General features: G+C 70.0%; 14 protein-coding genes. 9 read left to right on the forward strand and 5 right to left on the reverse strand.

Annotated features, from left to right (window positions below; translation table 11 throughout):
- Positions 1–16: 16 nt before the first annotated feature.
- Positions 17–715: a GntR family transcriptional regulator gene (locus ACEWX3_RS27840; protein WP_374158327.1), complete on the reverse strand. Its 699-nt coding sequence runs from the start codon at positions 713–715 to the stop codon at positions 17–19.
- Positions 712–1,239, reverse strand: coding sequence for an HD family phosphohydrolase (locus ACEWX3_RS27845; protein ID WP_374158328.1), 528 nt, complete (start codon positions 1,237–1,239; stop codon positions 712–714). The genes ACEWX3_RS27840 and ACEWX3_RS27845 overlap by 4 nt, the downstream gene beginning before the upstream one ends.
- A gap of 110 nt (positions 1,240–1,349) precedes the next feature.
- Here ACEWX3_RS27845 and ACEWX3_RS27850 point away from each other — a divergent pair, with 110 nt between their 5' ends.
- The 6 genes from ACEWX3_RS27850 to ACEWX3_RS27875 are packed head-to-tail and all read left to right on the forward strand — an operon-like array spanning position 1,350 to position 7,025.
- Positions 1,350–2,465, forward strand: coding sequence for a TIGR03364 family FAD-dependent oxidoreductase (locus tag ACEWX3_RS27850; protein ID WP_374158329.1), 1,116 nt, complete (start codon positions 1,350–1,352; stop codon positions 2,463–2,465).
- A 3-nt stretch (positions 2,466–2,468) separates the two neighbouring features.
- Positions 2,469–3,152, forward strand: a complete 684-nt coding sequence (locus ACEWX3_RS27855; protein WP_374158330.1) for a phosphonatase-like hydrolase — start codon at positions 2,469–2,471, stop codon at positions 3,150–3,152.
- Between the two features lie 3 nt (positions 3,153–3,155).
- On the forward strand, positions 3,156–4,196 hold the full coding sequence (locus tag ACEWX3_RS27860; protein WP_221350732.1) for a 2-aminoethylphosphonate ABC transporter substrate-binding protein: 1,041 nt from the start codon (positions 3,156–3,158) through the stop codon (positions 4,194–4,196).
- A gap of 1 nt (position 4,197) precedes the next feature.
- Positions 4,198–5,367: an ABC transporter ATP-binding protein gene (locus tag ACEWX3_RS27865; protein ID WP_374158331.1), complete on the forward strand. Its 1,170-nt coding sequence runs from the start codon at positions 4,198–4,200 to the stop codon at positions 5,365–5,367.
- On the forward strand, positions 5,364–6,218 hold the full coding sequence (locus ACEWX3_RS27870) for a 2-aminoethylphosphonate ABC transporter permease subunit (protein WP_374158332.1): 855 nt from the start codon (positions 5,364–5,366) through the stop codon (positions 6,216–6,218). Before ACEWX3_RS27865 ends, ACEWX3_RS27870 begins: the two co-directional genes overlap by 4 nt.
- A gap of 9 nt (positions 6,219–6,227) precedes the next feature.
- Entirely contained in the window at positions 6,228–7,025 is a 798-nt protein-coding gene (locus tag ACEWX3_RS27875) for an ABC transporter permease (RefSeq protein WP_374158333.1), read from the forward strand.
- Between the two features lies 1 nt (position 7,026).
- Here the strand turns inward: ACEWX3_RS27875 and ACEWX3_RS27880 are convergent, their stop codons facing one another.
- The 3 genes from ACEWX3_RS27880 to ACEWX3_RS27890 form a co-directional block, all read right to left on the reverse strand.
- Positions 7,027–8,475, reverse strand: a complete 1,449-nt coding sequence (locus tag ACEWX3_RS27880; protein ID WP_207068563.1) for a sodium:alanine symporter family protein — start codon at positions 8,473–8,475, stop codon at positions 7,027–7,029.
- 170 nt (positions 8,476–8,645) lie between these two features.
- Positions 8,646–8,912 (reverse strand): YdeI/OmpD-associated family protein, encoded by a 267-nt coding sequence (locus ACEWX3_RS27885; protein ID WP_152514851.1) that lies wholly within the window; start codon positions 8,910–8,912, stop codon positions 8,646–8,648.
- 17 nt (positions 8,913–8,929) lie between these two features.
- Positions 8,930–10,291, reverse strand: a complete 1,362-nt coding sequence (locus tag ACEWX3_RS27890; RefSeq protein WP_374158334.1) for a dicarboxylate/amino acid:cation symporter — start codon at positions 10,289–10,291, stop codon at positions 8,930–8,932.
- Positions 10,292–10,465: 174 nt separating this feature from the next.
- Between ACEWX3_RS27890 and ACEWX3_RS27895 the strand changes: the two genes are divergently transcribed.
- From ACEWX3_RS27895 to ACEWX3_RS27905, 3 genes are all read left to right on the forward strand, one after another.
- Positions 10,466–10,837 (forward strand): VOC family protein, encoded by a 372-nt coding sequence (locus ACEWX3_RS27895; RefSeq protein WP_207068565.1) that lies wholly within the window; start codon positions 10,466–10,468, stop codon positions 10,835–10,837.
- 29 nt (positions 10,838–10,866) lie between these two features.
- Complete coding sequence (locus ACEWX3_RS27900; RefSeq protein ID WP_374158335.1) at positions 10,867–10,998, forward strand: hypothetical protein; 132 nt, start codon at positions 10,867–10,869, stop codon at positions 10,996–10,998.
- Between the two features lie 243 nt (positions 10,999–11,241).
- The gene (locus ACEWX3_RS27905; protein ID WP_374158336.1) at positions 11,242–12,753 is read left to right on the forward strand and encodes a fused MFS/spermidine synthase; all 1,512 of its coding nucleotides are present in this window, start codon (positions 11,242–11,244) and stop codon (positions 12,751–12,753) included.
- Positions 12,754–12,928: the final 175 nt, after the last annotated feature.

Genomic DNA, 12,928 nt, shown 5'->3' on the forward strand with positions numbered 1-12,928 from the left:
TCACCCGGTCGCCGAGTCACCGGTCGGACAGCGTCGCCTCGAACGCCACCCGGTCGCCCCGGTAGAGCGCGCGCACCACCTCGATCGGCGACCCGGCGGTGTCCACGGAGCGGCGGTTGAGCAGCAGCATCGGCATCGCGGTGGTGGATTCGAGCAGAGCTGCCTCCCGCGGCGACGGCAGCACCGTCTCGATGCGTTCGGTGGCCTGGCCGAACACCACCCCGCGGGCGCGCAGCGCGGCGTACAACGACGTCGTCGGGTCGAAATCGTCGGCCAGGTCGGCGAACCGGTGCCGCGGCAGGTACGTGCTCTCCAGCCCGATCCGTGCGCCGTCGGCCAGCAGCACCCGCTCCAGGTGCATCACCCGGTTCCGCGGTGAAACATCCAGCGCCGCAGCTGTTTCGACATCAACGGTGACGTCTTCCCACGTCACCAGCAACCGGCCCGGCGACCGGCCCATCCGCTGGGCGCCCTCGGTGTAGGACTGCAGCGACAACGGCTGCACCAACTTCGGGCGCGAGACCACCGTCCCGCGACCACGCCGCTCGATGCGGCCCTCCACCAGCAGCTCGTGCACCGCCTGACGCACCGTCTCGCGGGCCACCTGGAACCGGGCCGCCAGCTCCCGCTCGGGCGGGAACGGGTCACCTTCGCGCAGGCCGTCGAGAATCTCGTCGAGCCCGGTGCGCACCAGATACGGCTTCGGCAGGCTCATCGGGCCAGGCGCTGCGCCAGGTCGAGCACGACCTGCACCGGCGCTCCCGGTGCCGCGGGGTCCTTGGCGGCGTCGTCGTAGCGGCGCAGCCGCAACGCGTCCGAATGCCAGGGATGCCCGGCGAAATCGGGATCCACCGCGGCGCCGCCCTGCGCGGCCAGCGACGCCACCGAGGTGGTGCTCAGCGCCGCGGCGTAGCCGGGGTCGACGGCGGCGAGGTGGCGTTTGGCGGCGACATGCGCGCCGGCCAGCCAGCCGGCCCGTGCGCCGAACCGGGCGGTGATCCAGTCGCGGGCGATCCCGGAGTGGTCGTCGACGCCGGGGCCGCCCAGCAGCGGGCTGTGCCCGATGTCGTGCAGCGCCGCGGCCAGGATCAGCTCGTCGTCGGCGCCGTCGGCGATGGCACACGCCGCGGCCTGCAGCGCATGGTCCCATTCGTCGACGGCGGTCTCGTCCCACACCCCGCGCAGCGAGTCCAGCAGGGCCGCGGTCTCGGCCCGCACGTGTTCGGCTCTGGTCGGCATGGCGCCAACCATACCCCTGATTGGTCTATACCAATTGTTCACCGGGTGTTCCGCGGCCCCACATCGCACCATTGCGGTGCCGACGCTCACGCCCGGTTGTCTCAACCCCCATGCGGGTCACCATCATCGGCGGCGGAATCCTCGGCACCGCCCACGCCTGGCAGGCGGTGCGCCGCGGCCACGAGGTCACCCAGCTCGACCGCGAGGTCGAGGCGCGCGGAGCCACCGTGCGCAACTTCGGGCTGGTCTGGGTGTCCGGGCGGTCCTCGGGAGAACTCGACGCCAGCCTGCGCTCGCGCACGCTGTGGGAGGAACTCGGCGCCGAGGTGCCCGGGATCGGGTTCCGTCCCTGCGGGTCGCTCACGCTGCTGCGCACCCCCGCCGAGGTGGCGGTCGCCGAGGAGGTCTGCACCCGCGCCGACACCGGCCGCCGCGGATTCCGGCTGCTCGAACCGGGCCAGGCGCGGCGCATCAACCCGACGCTGCGCGGCAAGTTCATTGCCGCCCTGCACTGTTCGCGCGACGGTGCGGTCGAGTCCCGCCAGGCGCTACCCGCGATCCGGGCGGCACTGCAGACCAGCGGACGCTACACGTTCGTCCCCGGCGCCGAGGCGCGCACCGTCACCGGCACCCGCGTCGTCGACGACCGCGGCGACAGTCACGACGGCGACGTGGTGATCGTCTGCGCCGGCGCCGCCCACGGCGGTCTGGTCGCCGAACTCGCCGGCCCGCTGCCGGTGCGCCGGGTCCGGCTGCAGATGATGCAGACCGCCCCGCTCGACGAGCCACTGACCACGGCGATCGCCGACGGCGACAGCCTGCGCTACTACCCCGCCTACGCGGGCAACGCGCTGGAAGAGTTGCGGCGCAGCGAACACCAGGACCCGATCGCCGCCGAGCACTGCATGCAGCTGCTGTGCGTGCAGCGCCGGCACGGCGGGCTGACCATCGGCGACACCCACGAGTACCGCGAACCGTTCGCGTTCGACGTCGCCGAGGCGCCCTACACCTACCTCGCCGGCGTCGTCGAGGAGCTGCTCGGCCGCCCCCTGCCGCCCATCCGGCAACGGTGGGCCGGCGTGTACAGCCAGTGCGTGGACCCCGGCCGCCTGGTCTACCGCGCCGAGGTGAGCGACAGCGTGTGGGTGGTGACGGGCCCCGGCGGGCGCGGCATGACCCTGGGGCCGGTCATCGGGGAACACACCGCAGACGAGATCGGACTGTAACTGATGCAGCACAACACCATTCAGCTCGCCGTCATCGACATGGCCGGCACCACCGTCGCCGACGACGGCCTCGTGGTCGAGGCGTTCGAGGCCGCGGCCACCGCGGCCGGGTTGCCGGACGAAGGGCCCGACCGCGAGCGGGCCCGCCGGTACGTGCTCGACACGATGGGCCAGTCCAAGATCACGGTCTTCCGGGCGCTGTTCGACGACGAGGCGCTCGCCCAACGCGCCAACGCCGTGTTCGAAGAGGCCTACGCCGCGCTCATCGGCGCCGGCCGCGCGGTCCCGATACCCGGCGCCGCCGAATCACTCTCACGCCTGCGCGACGGCGGCATCCGCGTCGCGCTGACCACGGGCTTCTCCCCCGACACCCAGGCCAAGCTCATCGCGGCACTGGGTTGGCACGACCTCGCCGACCTGGTCCTGTCCCCCGGGCCCGGGGTGCGCGGGCGCCCCTACCCGGACCTGATCCTCACCGCGCTGCTGCGCCTCGGCGCCGACAGCGTGCACGCCGTCGCCGCGCTCGGCGACACCGCCAATGACGTGGAGAGCGCGCTGCGGGCCGGATGCTCCATCGCGGCAGGCACTCTCACCGGCGCCCACGACGAGCGCCAGCTCGTCGCGGCCGGCGCCACCCACGTCGTCTCCTCCGTCACCGACTTCGCCGACCTCCTCCTGAAAGGCTGAACAATGAAACTGCGCACTGCCCTCGCGACCGTCTCGGTCGCGGCCCTGGCCACCCTCACCGCCGCCTGCGGCGGCACCGGGACCTCCGGCTCGGGGGACGGCACCACGCTGACGGTTTACAGCGCCGACGGCCTGGCCACGTGGTACGAGAGCACGTTCCGGCGGTTCACCGACGAAACCGGCATCAACGTCAACCTGGTCGAAGCCGGCTCCGGAGAGGTGGTGTCGCGGGTGGAGAAGGAGCAGTCCAACCCGCAGGCCGACCTGCTGGTGACGCTGCCGCCGTTCATCCAGAAGGCCGCGCAACTCGAGTTGCTGCAACCCAGCGGCGCCGACACCAGCGGCATCGAGAGCGACCAGGTGGGCCCGGATGCGACGTTCGTGCCGATCGTCGACAACGCGCTGAGCTTCATCGCCAACCCGGGCGCCAACCCCCCGCCGGTGACGTGGGACGACCTGCTCAAACCCGAGTTCAAGGGCAAGCTGCAGTACTCCACCCCCGGTCAGGCCGGCGACGGCACCGCGGTGCTGGTGCTGCTGCAGCACCTGCGCGGCAAAGAGGGCGCCATGGAGTACCTGAAAGCGCTGCAGGCCAACAACGTCGGGCCCTCCTCGTCGACCGGCAAGCTGCAGCCCAAGGTCAGCAACGGTGAGCTGCTGGTCGCCAACGGCGACGTGCAGATGAACCTCGCCTCGATCAAGGACGACGGCTCCACCTTCACCATCTTCATCCCCGCCGGCGCCGACGGGACCCGCACCAGCGTCTCACTGCCCTACGTCGCCGGGGTCACCGCCGGCGCGCCGCACGCCGAGGAGGCCAAGCAGCTGCTGGCGTTCCTGATCTCCGAGGACACCCAGAAGACGGTCGAACCCGAGGCACTGGGGATGCCGGTGCTGGAGTCGCTGAAGTCCGACGGTGCCGCCGAACCCAACACCCCGGCAGCAGTCCTCAACGGTGTGGACGTGTGGGTGCCGGACTGGAATGCGGTGCTCGCCGACCTGGACGCCGACCTGGCCGCCTACCAGCAGGCCACCGGCAGCTGAGATGGCCGACACCCGCGTCAGCCAGGCCGGCCTGCGTCAGCGCTCGGCACCCGCCGAACCCGGAAGTCCCGCAATCCTGTTCGACCGGGTCGGCGTCTCCTACGGCCGCGGCCGCAAGCAGACCCACGCGCTGATCGACTTCAACCTAAGGGTCGCCGCCGGCGAGACGGTGGCGCTGCTCGGGCCCAGCGGGTCCGGCAAGTCCACCGCGCTCAACGCGCTGGCCGGGTTCGTCCGCCCCACCTCCGGGCGGGTCCGGCTGGCCGGGCGCGACGTCACCGACCTGCCGCCGGCTCGGCGCGGCATCGGGGTCGTGCTGCAGTCCTACGCACTGTTTCCGCACATGACGGTCGCCGACAACGTCGCGTTCGGGTTGCGGGCGCAGCGGACACCTCGCCACGAGATCGCCCCCAGGGTCGCCGAAGTCCTCGACATGGTGGGCATGTCCGGGTACCTGAAGCGGCTGCCCCGCGAGCTGTCCGGCGGCCAGCAACAGCGCGTCGCGATCGCCCGGGCCCTGGCCATCAGGCCCGCGGTGCTGCTCCTCGACGAGCCGCTCGCCGCGCTCGACGCGGCGCTGCGCCAGTCGATGCTCGCCGAGCTGCAACTGCTCAAAGAGGCCCTGCCCGACACCGCGATGCTCTACGTCACCCACGACCAGGCCGAGGCGCTGGCGCTGGCGGACCGGATCGTGGTGATGAACGACGCGCGGCTGATGGATGTCGACACCGCCGAGAACCTGTGGAAGCGCCCGCCCACGAGCTTCACCGCGGCCTTCCTCGGCGGCGCGAACCTGTTGCCGTGCACCGTGGGACGGGTGATCGGCGGCTCGGCTTTGGTCACCGTCGGCTCGCGCACCGTCAACGCCGAGGCCCCGGCGCCGGCGTTCGGCCACGACGACTGGGGCCCCGGATCGGCGGCGCTGCTGTGCGTGCGTCCGCACGCCCTGCAGATCGTCTCCACCCGCGAGAAGGACGCGTTCACCGCCACGGTCAACGCCGCGGTGTGGCGCGGCGCGGTGACCCGGCTGGTGCTGTCGGTGCAGTCACTGCCCGATGTGCTCGTCGACGTCGACGTGCCCGGCCACACCCCCTTCGAGGTGGGCAGCGTTGTCGGGCTGCGCCTACCCGAACCGGCCGGGGTGCTGGTCTCCACGGGAAGCGCCCCGTGACAACGGTTCTCGACCGCGATCTGACGACACCGCCCGACCCGGCCCCGCCCCGGTCGACCGCATGGCTGTGGGTGCTGCCGCCGCTGGCGCTGGTGCTGCTGGTGGTGCTCTACCCGCTGCTGCGGGTGTTCTGGGAGTCCTCGACCGGCAACTCGTGGGGCGAGGTACTCGGCTCGCAGGTGTTCCGCGACGCGTTGTGGCGCACCGTGGCGATCGCGGCGACGTCGACCGCCGGGTGCCTGGTGCTCGGAACGTTCCTGGCGATCGTGCTGGCGTTCGTGCCGTTCCCCGGTTCGGCGTTGGTGGGTCGCCTGATCGACACCGTGCTGGCGCTGCCGTCGTTCCTGATCACCCTGGCGTTCACGTTCATCTACGGCAGCGCCGGGGCGGTCAACGGGGCGATCTCGGCCCTCACCGGATCGTCCTCTCCCCTCCTGGATTTCCTGTATACCCCGGCGGGCGTCATCACCGCCGAGATCACGTTCTTCACCCCGTTCGTGGTGCGTCCCCTGCTCGCGGCGTTCGCGTTGATCCCCCGGGCCCAGCTCGACGTCGCGGCCAGCCTCGGCGCGTCGCCGCTGACGGTGCTGCGCAGCGTCATCATGCCCGAGGCGTGGCCCGCCCTGGCCGCCGGCGGCAGCCTAGTGCTGTTGTTGACGCTCAACGAGTTCGGCATCGTGCTGTTCACCGGCGCCAAAGGGGTGATCACGCTGCCGGTACTGATCTACACCCGCGGCATCGTCACCTTCGACCTGCCCGGCGCCGCGGTGATCGCAACCGTGCAGGTGGTGCTCTCGTTGCTGCTCTACGGCCTCTACCGGGTGATCTTCGCCCGGCTGACGGCGAGATAGGAGTCGTCGATGTTGCTGTGGAGTCCGCGCAGCCGCGCTGCGGTGCTCACGGTGTTCGCGCTCGTCGTCGCCGTGGTGTTCGTGCTGCCGCTGGGCACCGTGGTGCTGGCCGGGCTGGCTGGTTCCTGGACCGGTCCGCTGCCGTCGAACCTGGGATTGGCGCGGTTCGGCACCGCCCTGTCCGGTGAAGATCTGGCGAGCCTGTCGGTGAGCCTGCAGACCGCGTTCCTGGCCGGCGGCATCGCGCTGGTCGTCGGGACCTGGGCGGCGCTCGCGGCCCGCGAAGCACCGGATTGGTTGCGCCGCATCACCGATGCGGTTTTCCACCTGCCCATCGCGGTGCCGTCGGTGGCGATCGGGCTGGGGCTGCTGATCGCGTTCAACTCCCGGCCGCTGCTGCTGGGCGGCACCCGCTGGATCGTCATCCTGGCCCACACCGTGCTGGTGCTGGCGTTCGCCTTCAGCGCAGTCTCTGCTGCACTCGACCGCCTCGACCCGGCCTACCGCCAGGCCGCCGAGTCGCTGGGCGCCTGCCCGGTGCGGGTGCTGATGCGGATCACGCTCCCGCTGCTGCTGCCCGCGCTCGGCGCGGCGGCCGGGCTGGCGGTGGCGCTGTCCATGGGTGAGCTCGGCGCGACGGTGATGGTCTACCCCGCGACCTGGAAGACGTTGCCGGTGACCATCTTCGGTCTCACCGACCGCGGTCAGGTGTTCCAGGCCGCCGCGAGCACCACACTGCTGCTCGCGGTCACGCTGCTGGCCCTGATCGTGCTCGGCCGCATCCGGGGGCGCGCCGCGCTGCGGTGACTCAGGTCTTGCTGCCGACCGGCGCAGGCCGGCTCCAGATGTCGCCGAACAGATGCCCGGGGAGGTCTGCTTCTTCGGCGATGAACACCGGGTCGGCGCCCGCGTCGGACTGCTGGTGGAAGTCCTTGATCGCGGCGAACGCCCACTTGCCCAGCAGCACGATCGCCACCAGGTTGACCAGCGCCATCAACCCCATCGCCACATCGGCCAGCGCCCACACCGCGGTCAGCTTCGACACCCCGCCCACGCCGATCGCCATCAACACGAAAACCCGGAACACGTTGATGGTCTTGCGGCCGGCGCCGAGGAAGAACAGGTTGATCTCGGCGTAGACGTAGTTGCCCAGCACCGACGAGAACGCGAAGACGAACACCAGCACCGTCATCAACGACACCGTCCACGTGCCGAGGCTGTCGGCGATCGCCGCCTGGGTGAGGGTGGCGCCTTCCACCCGGGTGGGCGTCGCCGGGTCGTAGATGCTGGGCCCGGACACCAGGATGATGAACGCGGTGGCGGTGCAGATGATCATCGTGTCGACGAACACGCCCAGCGACTGGATCAGCCCCTGCTTCACCGGGTGCGACACCGTCGCCGTGGCAGCCACGTTGGGCACGCTGCCCATTCCGGCCTCGTTGGAGAACAGCCCGCGTTTGACACCGTTGAGCAGCGCCGCGGCGATGCCGCCCGCGAAACCGCCGGCCAGTTCGGTCAACCCGAAGGCGCCACCGACGATCTGGATCAGCACCTCCGGCAGATAGCTGATGTTGAGCGCGACGATCACCAACGCCAACAGCGCGTACACCACCGCCATCAGCGGCAGCACGATCTCGGCCACCTGGGCCACCCGGCGCACCCCGCCGAACAGCACCGGCGCCGCCAGGATGACCAGTCCGGCGGTGATCCACCGGACGTCGATGGCGTAGGCACCGTTGACGACGTCGCTGATCGCGTTGGCCTGCACCATGTTGAACGCGATGCCGAACGTGAAGATCAGCAGGATCGCGAAGACGACGCCGCCGGCCCGCGACCCCAACCCGCGCTGGATGTAGTAGGCCGGGCCGCCGCGGAACGAACCGTCGTCGGCGCGGACCTTGAAGATCTGGCCGAGCGTGGCCTCGATCAGCGCGGTGGCCATACCGATCGCGGCGACGACCCACATCCAGAAGATCGCGCCCGGCCCGCCGACCGTCAGCGCGATGGCGACCCCAGCGATGTTGCCGGTGCCGACGCGGGAGGCGAGGCCGACGCAGAACGCTTGGAACGGTGACACCCCGTCACAGTGGGTGCGGGAGTGGAAGAGCTGGCCGATCATCCGCCGGAAGTAGCGCAGCTGGATGAAGCGGGTGCGGATCGTGAAGTAGAGGCCAACGCCGACCAGAAGGTAGACGAGGATGTAGCTGTACAGCAGGTCGCTGACAGGGTTGATCAGGTGCTCCTGGATGAACTCCACGACCGCTCCCGGTGTCTCGTCGGTGAATCAGTCGTGCCATCGTGTCATCCCGGCGCCGGGGCCGCGCGACATTGCCGTCGGATTCCCGAATCGCACGACAGCACAGCGGCGTCACCCGTCAACCGGGCCGCTGGTCACGCGGTGCTGCCACGTCGCGTCGTGGGTCGCGGTCAGCGGCCGTTTCGCTCCCGGTGCTTGCATCCCGGCCAGCAACACGGCCGGCGCTTGCCCTCCTCGAGTTCCTCCTGGGTGCGGCGGATGCGGCGTTCGCGCGTCTTCTGCTGCTTGGCGTCCTCCACCCAGCAGATGAACTCGTTGCGCGCCAGCGGCGTGATGTCCTGCCACGCCGCCAGCGCGGTGTCATTGCCGCTCAACGCCGCCCGCAGGTCAGCGGGCAGTTCGTGCACCACTCCACCTGGAACCGGTTGGCTGCCCATACCGGGCAGGATATCGGCTACCGCCTGGCTCCCTCGAGCGTATGGGCGAGCTCCTCTTCGGCCTCGGGGTCGAACTCGATGTCGTCGTCCCCGCGCAGCCCGGCGTCGGGATCGTCGTAGACGGCGCGGTCCAGCTTGTTCTCGCTCTTGGCCACGATGCAGGTGACGACCGCGTCGCCGGTGATGTTGACCGCGGTGCGGATCATGTCCATCAGCCTGTCCACGCCGAGGATGATCGCCACACCTTCGATCGGCAGACCCACCTGGGTGAGCACCATCGTGAGCATCACCATGCCCACGCCGGGCACCCCGGCCGTGCCGATGGACGCCAGCACCGCCATCGCGATGACGGTGAGGTAACCGGCGATTCCCAGGTCGACGCCGTACACGTTGGCCAGGAACACCGTGGCGACGCCCTGCATGATCGCCGTGCCATCCATGTTGATCGTGGCGCCGAACGGAACCGTAAAGGAGGCAACGGAATTGCCGGCGCCCATCCGCTGGGTCACGGCGCGCAGAGTGATCGGAATGGTGGCGTTCGAGCTGGCGGTCGAGAACGCGAACACCTGCGCGGCGCGGATCTTGCGCATGAACGTCCGGATGTTGAGCCGGGTCAGTGCCCAGTACAACACCATCAGCGTGACGAACAGGTGGAACAGCAACGAGCCCACCAGTGTCACCACATAGGCCATCACCGGTTTGAACAGATCGATTCCCTCTTCGGCGAACACCCGGGCGATGAGGGCGAAGACACCGTAGGGAGCGACCGCCATCACGATGCTGACGATCTTCATCATCAGCTCGTTCATGAATCCGCAGGCCCTGACGAAGCCCTCGGAACGCTCACCGAGCATCAGCGCGGCGACTCCGACGAGAATCGAGTAGAAGATGATCTGGAGCATCTCGCCCTCGGCGAAGGCCTCGATCGGGTTGGTGGGGATGATGCCGGAGATGACCTCCCAGAACGAGGGCGCCTCTTCGGTTTCGATGCCCGAGGTGTCGACGCCGGTCATGTCGAATCCGCGGCCCGGACCGATCAACTGGGCGATGCCGATGGCCACGCTGATCGCGAGCGCGGTCGTCATCAGGTAGAGCCCGAGCGCCTTGCCGCCGACGCGACCCAGCATCCGGACGTCGCCGATCCCGGTGACGCCGGTGATCAGCGAGAAGATCACCAGCGGCACGACGAGCAGCTTGAGTGCGTTCAGGAAGGCCGTGCCGACCATGTCGAGGAAGCCGTTGACGACGTTGTCACTGATCCACTGATTGCCCAGGACGTTGAAGGCGACCCCCACCGCCAGTCCGGCGACCATGCCGATCGCTACTTTTGCGGTAAGTGAGAGCTTCCGCCGCTCGGGCTCAACTGATGAAGCTGACATGCGTCCTCCCTCGGAAAGGCCAAACCGGATGCGTCAGGCTTCCCAGTTCCACACCGGGTCAGCTGCTGGTCGGACAGATTTAACGGGCACGCCAACGGCGGTAACACCGCGGACATCAAACCGGTCGCAAACGGCACTCGTTTCGGCGGCATCCGACCCGGCAATCTGGTGGGCATGATCGGAAAACTGCACGCCGTCGTCATGGACAGCGCCGACCCGCGCGGGCTCGCTCAATTCTGGGCCGAAGTGCTGGGCGGCCGCGTCGAGGCCGACGACGAAACATGGGTGACCCTCGACGACCCGACCGGGCGCCGGCTCGCCTTCCAGCTCTCCCCCGAGCACGAACCACCGACTTTCCCCGACCCGCACGGCTCCCAGCAGTTCCACCTCGACATCGAGGTCGACGACATCGACCGGGCCGAATCCGATGTGCTCGAGCTGGGCGCCACCCGGGTGACCGACGCGCCAGGCGAGGAGAACTTCCGTGTCTTCCGCGACCCGTCGGGGCATCCGTTCTGCCTGGTTTTCGACATGACGCCCGATTAGCACCGAGCCCGTCGGGGTACCACGTCGGCATGACAAACCCCGAGCAGAATGTAACGTCGGACCGGATCACCGAAGAAGATAAGGTGTTGGCGCCGGCGACACCCGGGGCCGAAGCCCTGCCGTTGCCCGACGACGAGGCCGACAAGCCCACCGACCAGTAGGCGGGGGCCAGCGCCGGCCAGTAAGCGGGGCAAGGGCCGGCCGGCTCCGGCACCTGTCGGTTGCCTCCCCGTGCGTAGCCGGCCGCGGCCGGCCCTCCCTCCAGCCGCCTCGCCGAGCGTGAATTCTCTGCGAAGAATCGGCTCGAAAATCGCAAGCAGTTCACGCTCGGCGCTCTGGGGCGTGATCCCGCTCGGTGCCACGGCGCGGGAGACAAGACGCAAGCGGTTGGCAGGATTGACCCTGTGACCGACCCGCCGCCCCCGCCGCCACCGGCCATGGGCCCACGCGCCGCCGCGGCACTGGTGTTCGGGTCGTCGGCCGCGGTGCTGGTTGTCGAGATCACCGCACTGCGGCTGCTGGCGCCCTACCTCGGGCTCACGCTGGAGACCAGCACGCTGGTCATCGGCATCGCGCTGGCGGCGATCGCGCTCGGCTCCTGGGCCGGCGGGCGGGCAGCCGACCGCGTCGACCCTCGCCGCCTCATCGCCCCGGCGCTGGGCGTCTCCGGCGTCGTGGTGGCGCTGAGTCCGGCCGTGGTCCGGATGGCCGCGGAATGGGCGCCGCCGCTGCTGATCCTGGTCGCGTCGGCGGCCATCCTCGTCCCGGGTGCGCTGCTGTCGGCGGTGACGCCGATGGTGACCAAGATCCGGCTGTTCGATCTGGCCGACACCGGCACCGTGGTGGGCAAGCTTTCCGGGGTCGGCACCGTGGGGGCCATCGCCGGCACCGTCATCACCGGCTTCGTGCTGATCTCACGTCTGCCGGTCAGCGCCATCCTGGTAGGCCTCGGCGTGCTGCTGGTGATCGGAGCCGCCGTGGTGGAGTGGCGGGCACACGGGTGGGTGCGCTCTCGGGCCGCCGTGCTGGTCGTTGCGCTGACGGTCGCCGCGCTGGCCAGCGCCGTCGCCCCCGGCGGCTGCGACGCCGAGACCAAGTATCACTGCGCCGAGGTCGTCGCCGACCCAGACCGGGACAGCGGACGCACCCTGGTGCTGGACGGACTACGGCACTCCTACGTCGACATTGCCGACCCCACCGTCCTGCAGTACGACTACGTGCGCGCCCTCGCCGCGGTGGTCGATGCGGCGTTTCCCGACCGGGAGACCCTCGACGCGTACCACCTCGGTGGCGGTGGGCTGACCTTTCCCCGCTATCTCGCCGAGGTCCGGCCCGGCACGCGCAGCGTGGTCTCCGAGATCGACGGCGGCGTCGTCGGACTCGACCGCGACGAGTTCGGCGAGCTGGCCGGCACCGGCATCGACATTCGCGTCGAAGACGGCCGACTGGGTCTGCAGCGCCTCGACGCCGACGCCCGGGACCTCGTCGTCGGTGATGCGTTCGGCGGTGTCAGCGTGCCGTGGCACCTGACCACCGTCGAGGCCCTGTCGGAGATCCAGCGCGTGCTGGCGCCCGGCGGTGTCTACGCGGCCAATCTGATCGACCACGGCGAGCTGGCGTTCGCCCGCGCCGAGGTCGCCACGGCGGCCGAGGTGTTCGACCACGTCGCGCTGCTGGGCGAACCCGCCGATCTGGCCGTGGACCCCGCGTCCGCACGTGGCGGAAACCTCGTCGTCGTCGCCTCCGATCGACTCGTCTCGGCGCAGGCCCTCGACGAGGCGCTCGCCGGCCGCGACACCGGGTGGACGGCGATCACCGGCAACGAGCTGGCCCGTTGGATCGGCGACGCCCAGGTGCTGACCGACGACCACGCTCCGGTCGATCAACTGCTCGAGCCGTTCGGGTCTGGCCGGTGAACGTCTGCTGCGGATTCCGTCGCCGAGCCTTCTGAATCCCGCGTGGGAACTCCCGCTGCTCGGGGCCCGTCCCGCTCAGAAGAGCCAGGATGCGAACTATTTCCGGCCAGTTCGGCAATCTGGTGGGCGACCTTCGGATTTCGTACTACCCTGGGCTCGGGTTGAGCTTCCAGCC

The sequence above is a fragment of the Mycobacterium sp. G7A2 genome (assembly GCF_041902445.1).
Classification (GTDB): domain Bacteria; phylum Actinomycetota; class Actinomycetes; order Mycobacteriales; family Mycobacteriaceae; genus Mycobacterium.

Excerpts from the sequence above, each read along its gene's own strand:
- ACEWX3_RS27840 (WP_374158327.1), bottom strand. The coding sequence starts at position 715 with ATGAGCCTGCCGAAGCCGTATCTGGTGCGCACCGGGCTCGACGAGATT.
- ACEWX3_RS27845 (WP_374158328.1), bottom strand. The coding sequence starts at position 1,239 with ATGCCGACCAGAGCCGAACACGTGCGGGCCGAGACCGCGGCCCTGCTG.
- ACEWX3_RS27850 (WP_374158329.1), top strand. The coding sequence starts at position 1,350 with ATGCGGGTCACCATCATCGGCGGCGGAATCCTCGGCACCGCCCACGCC.
- ACEWX3_RS27855 (WP_374158330.1), top strand. The coding sequence starts at position 2,469 with ATGCAGCACAACACCATTCAGCTCGCCGTCATCGACATGGCCGGCACC.
- ACEWX3_RS27860 (WP_221350732.1), top strand. The coding sequence starts at position 3,156 with ATGAAACTGCGCACTGCCCTCGCGACCGTCTCGGTCGCGGCCCTGGCC.
- ACEWX3_RS27865 (WP_374158331.1), top strand. The coding sequence starts at position 4,198 with ATGGCCGACACCCGCGTCAGCCAGGCCGGCCTGCGTCAGCGCTCGGCA.
- ACEWX3_RS27875 (WP_374158333.1), top strand. The coding sequence starts at position 6,228 with ATGTTGCTGTGGAGTCCGCGCAGCCGCGCTGCGGTGCTCACGGTGTTC.
- ACEWX3_RS27885 (WP_152514851.1), bottom strand. The coding sequence starts at position 8,912 with ATGGGCAGCCAACCGGTTCCAGGTGGAGTGGTGCACGAACTGCCCGCT.
- ACEWX3_RS27890 (WP_374158334.1), bottom strand. The coding sequence starts at position 10,291 with ATGTCAGCTTCATCAGTTGAGCCCGAGCGGCGGAAGCTCTCACTTACC.
- ACEWX3_RS27895 (WP_207068565.1), top strand. The coding sequence starts at position 10,466 with ATGATCGGAAAACTGCACGCCGTCGTCATGGACAGCGCCGACCCGCGC.
- ACEWX3_RS27900 (WP_374158335.1), top strand. The coding sequence starts at position 10,867 with ATGACAAACCCCGAGCAGAATGTAACGTCGGACCGGATCACCGAAGAA.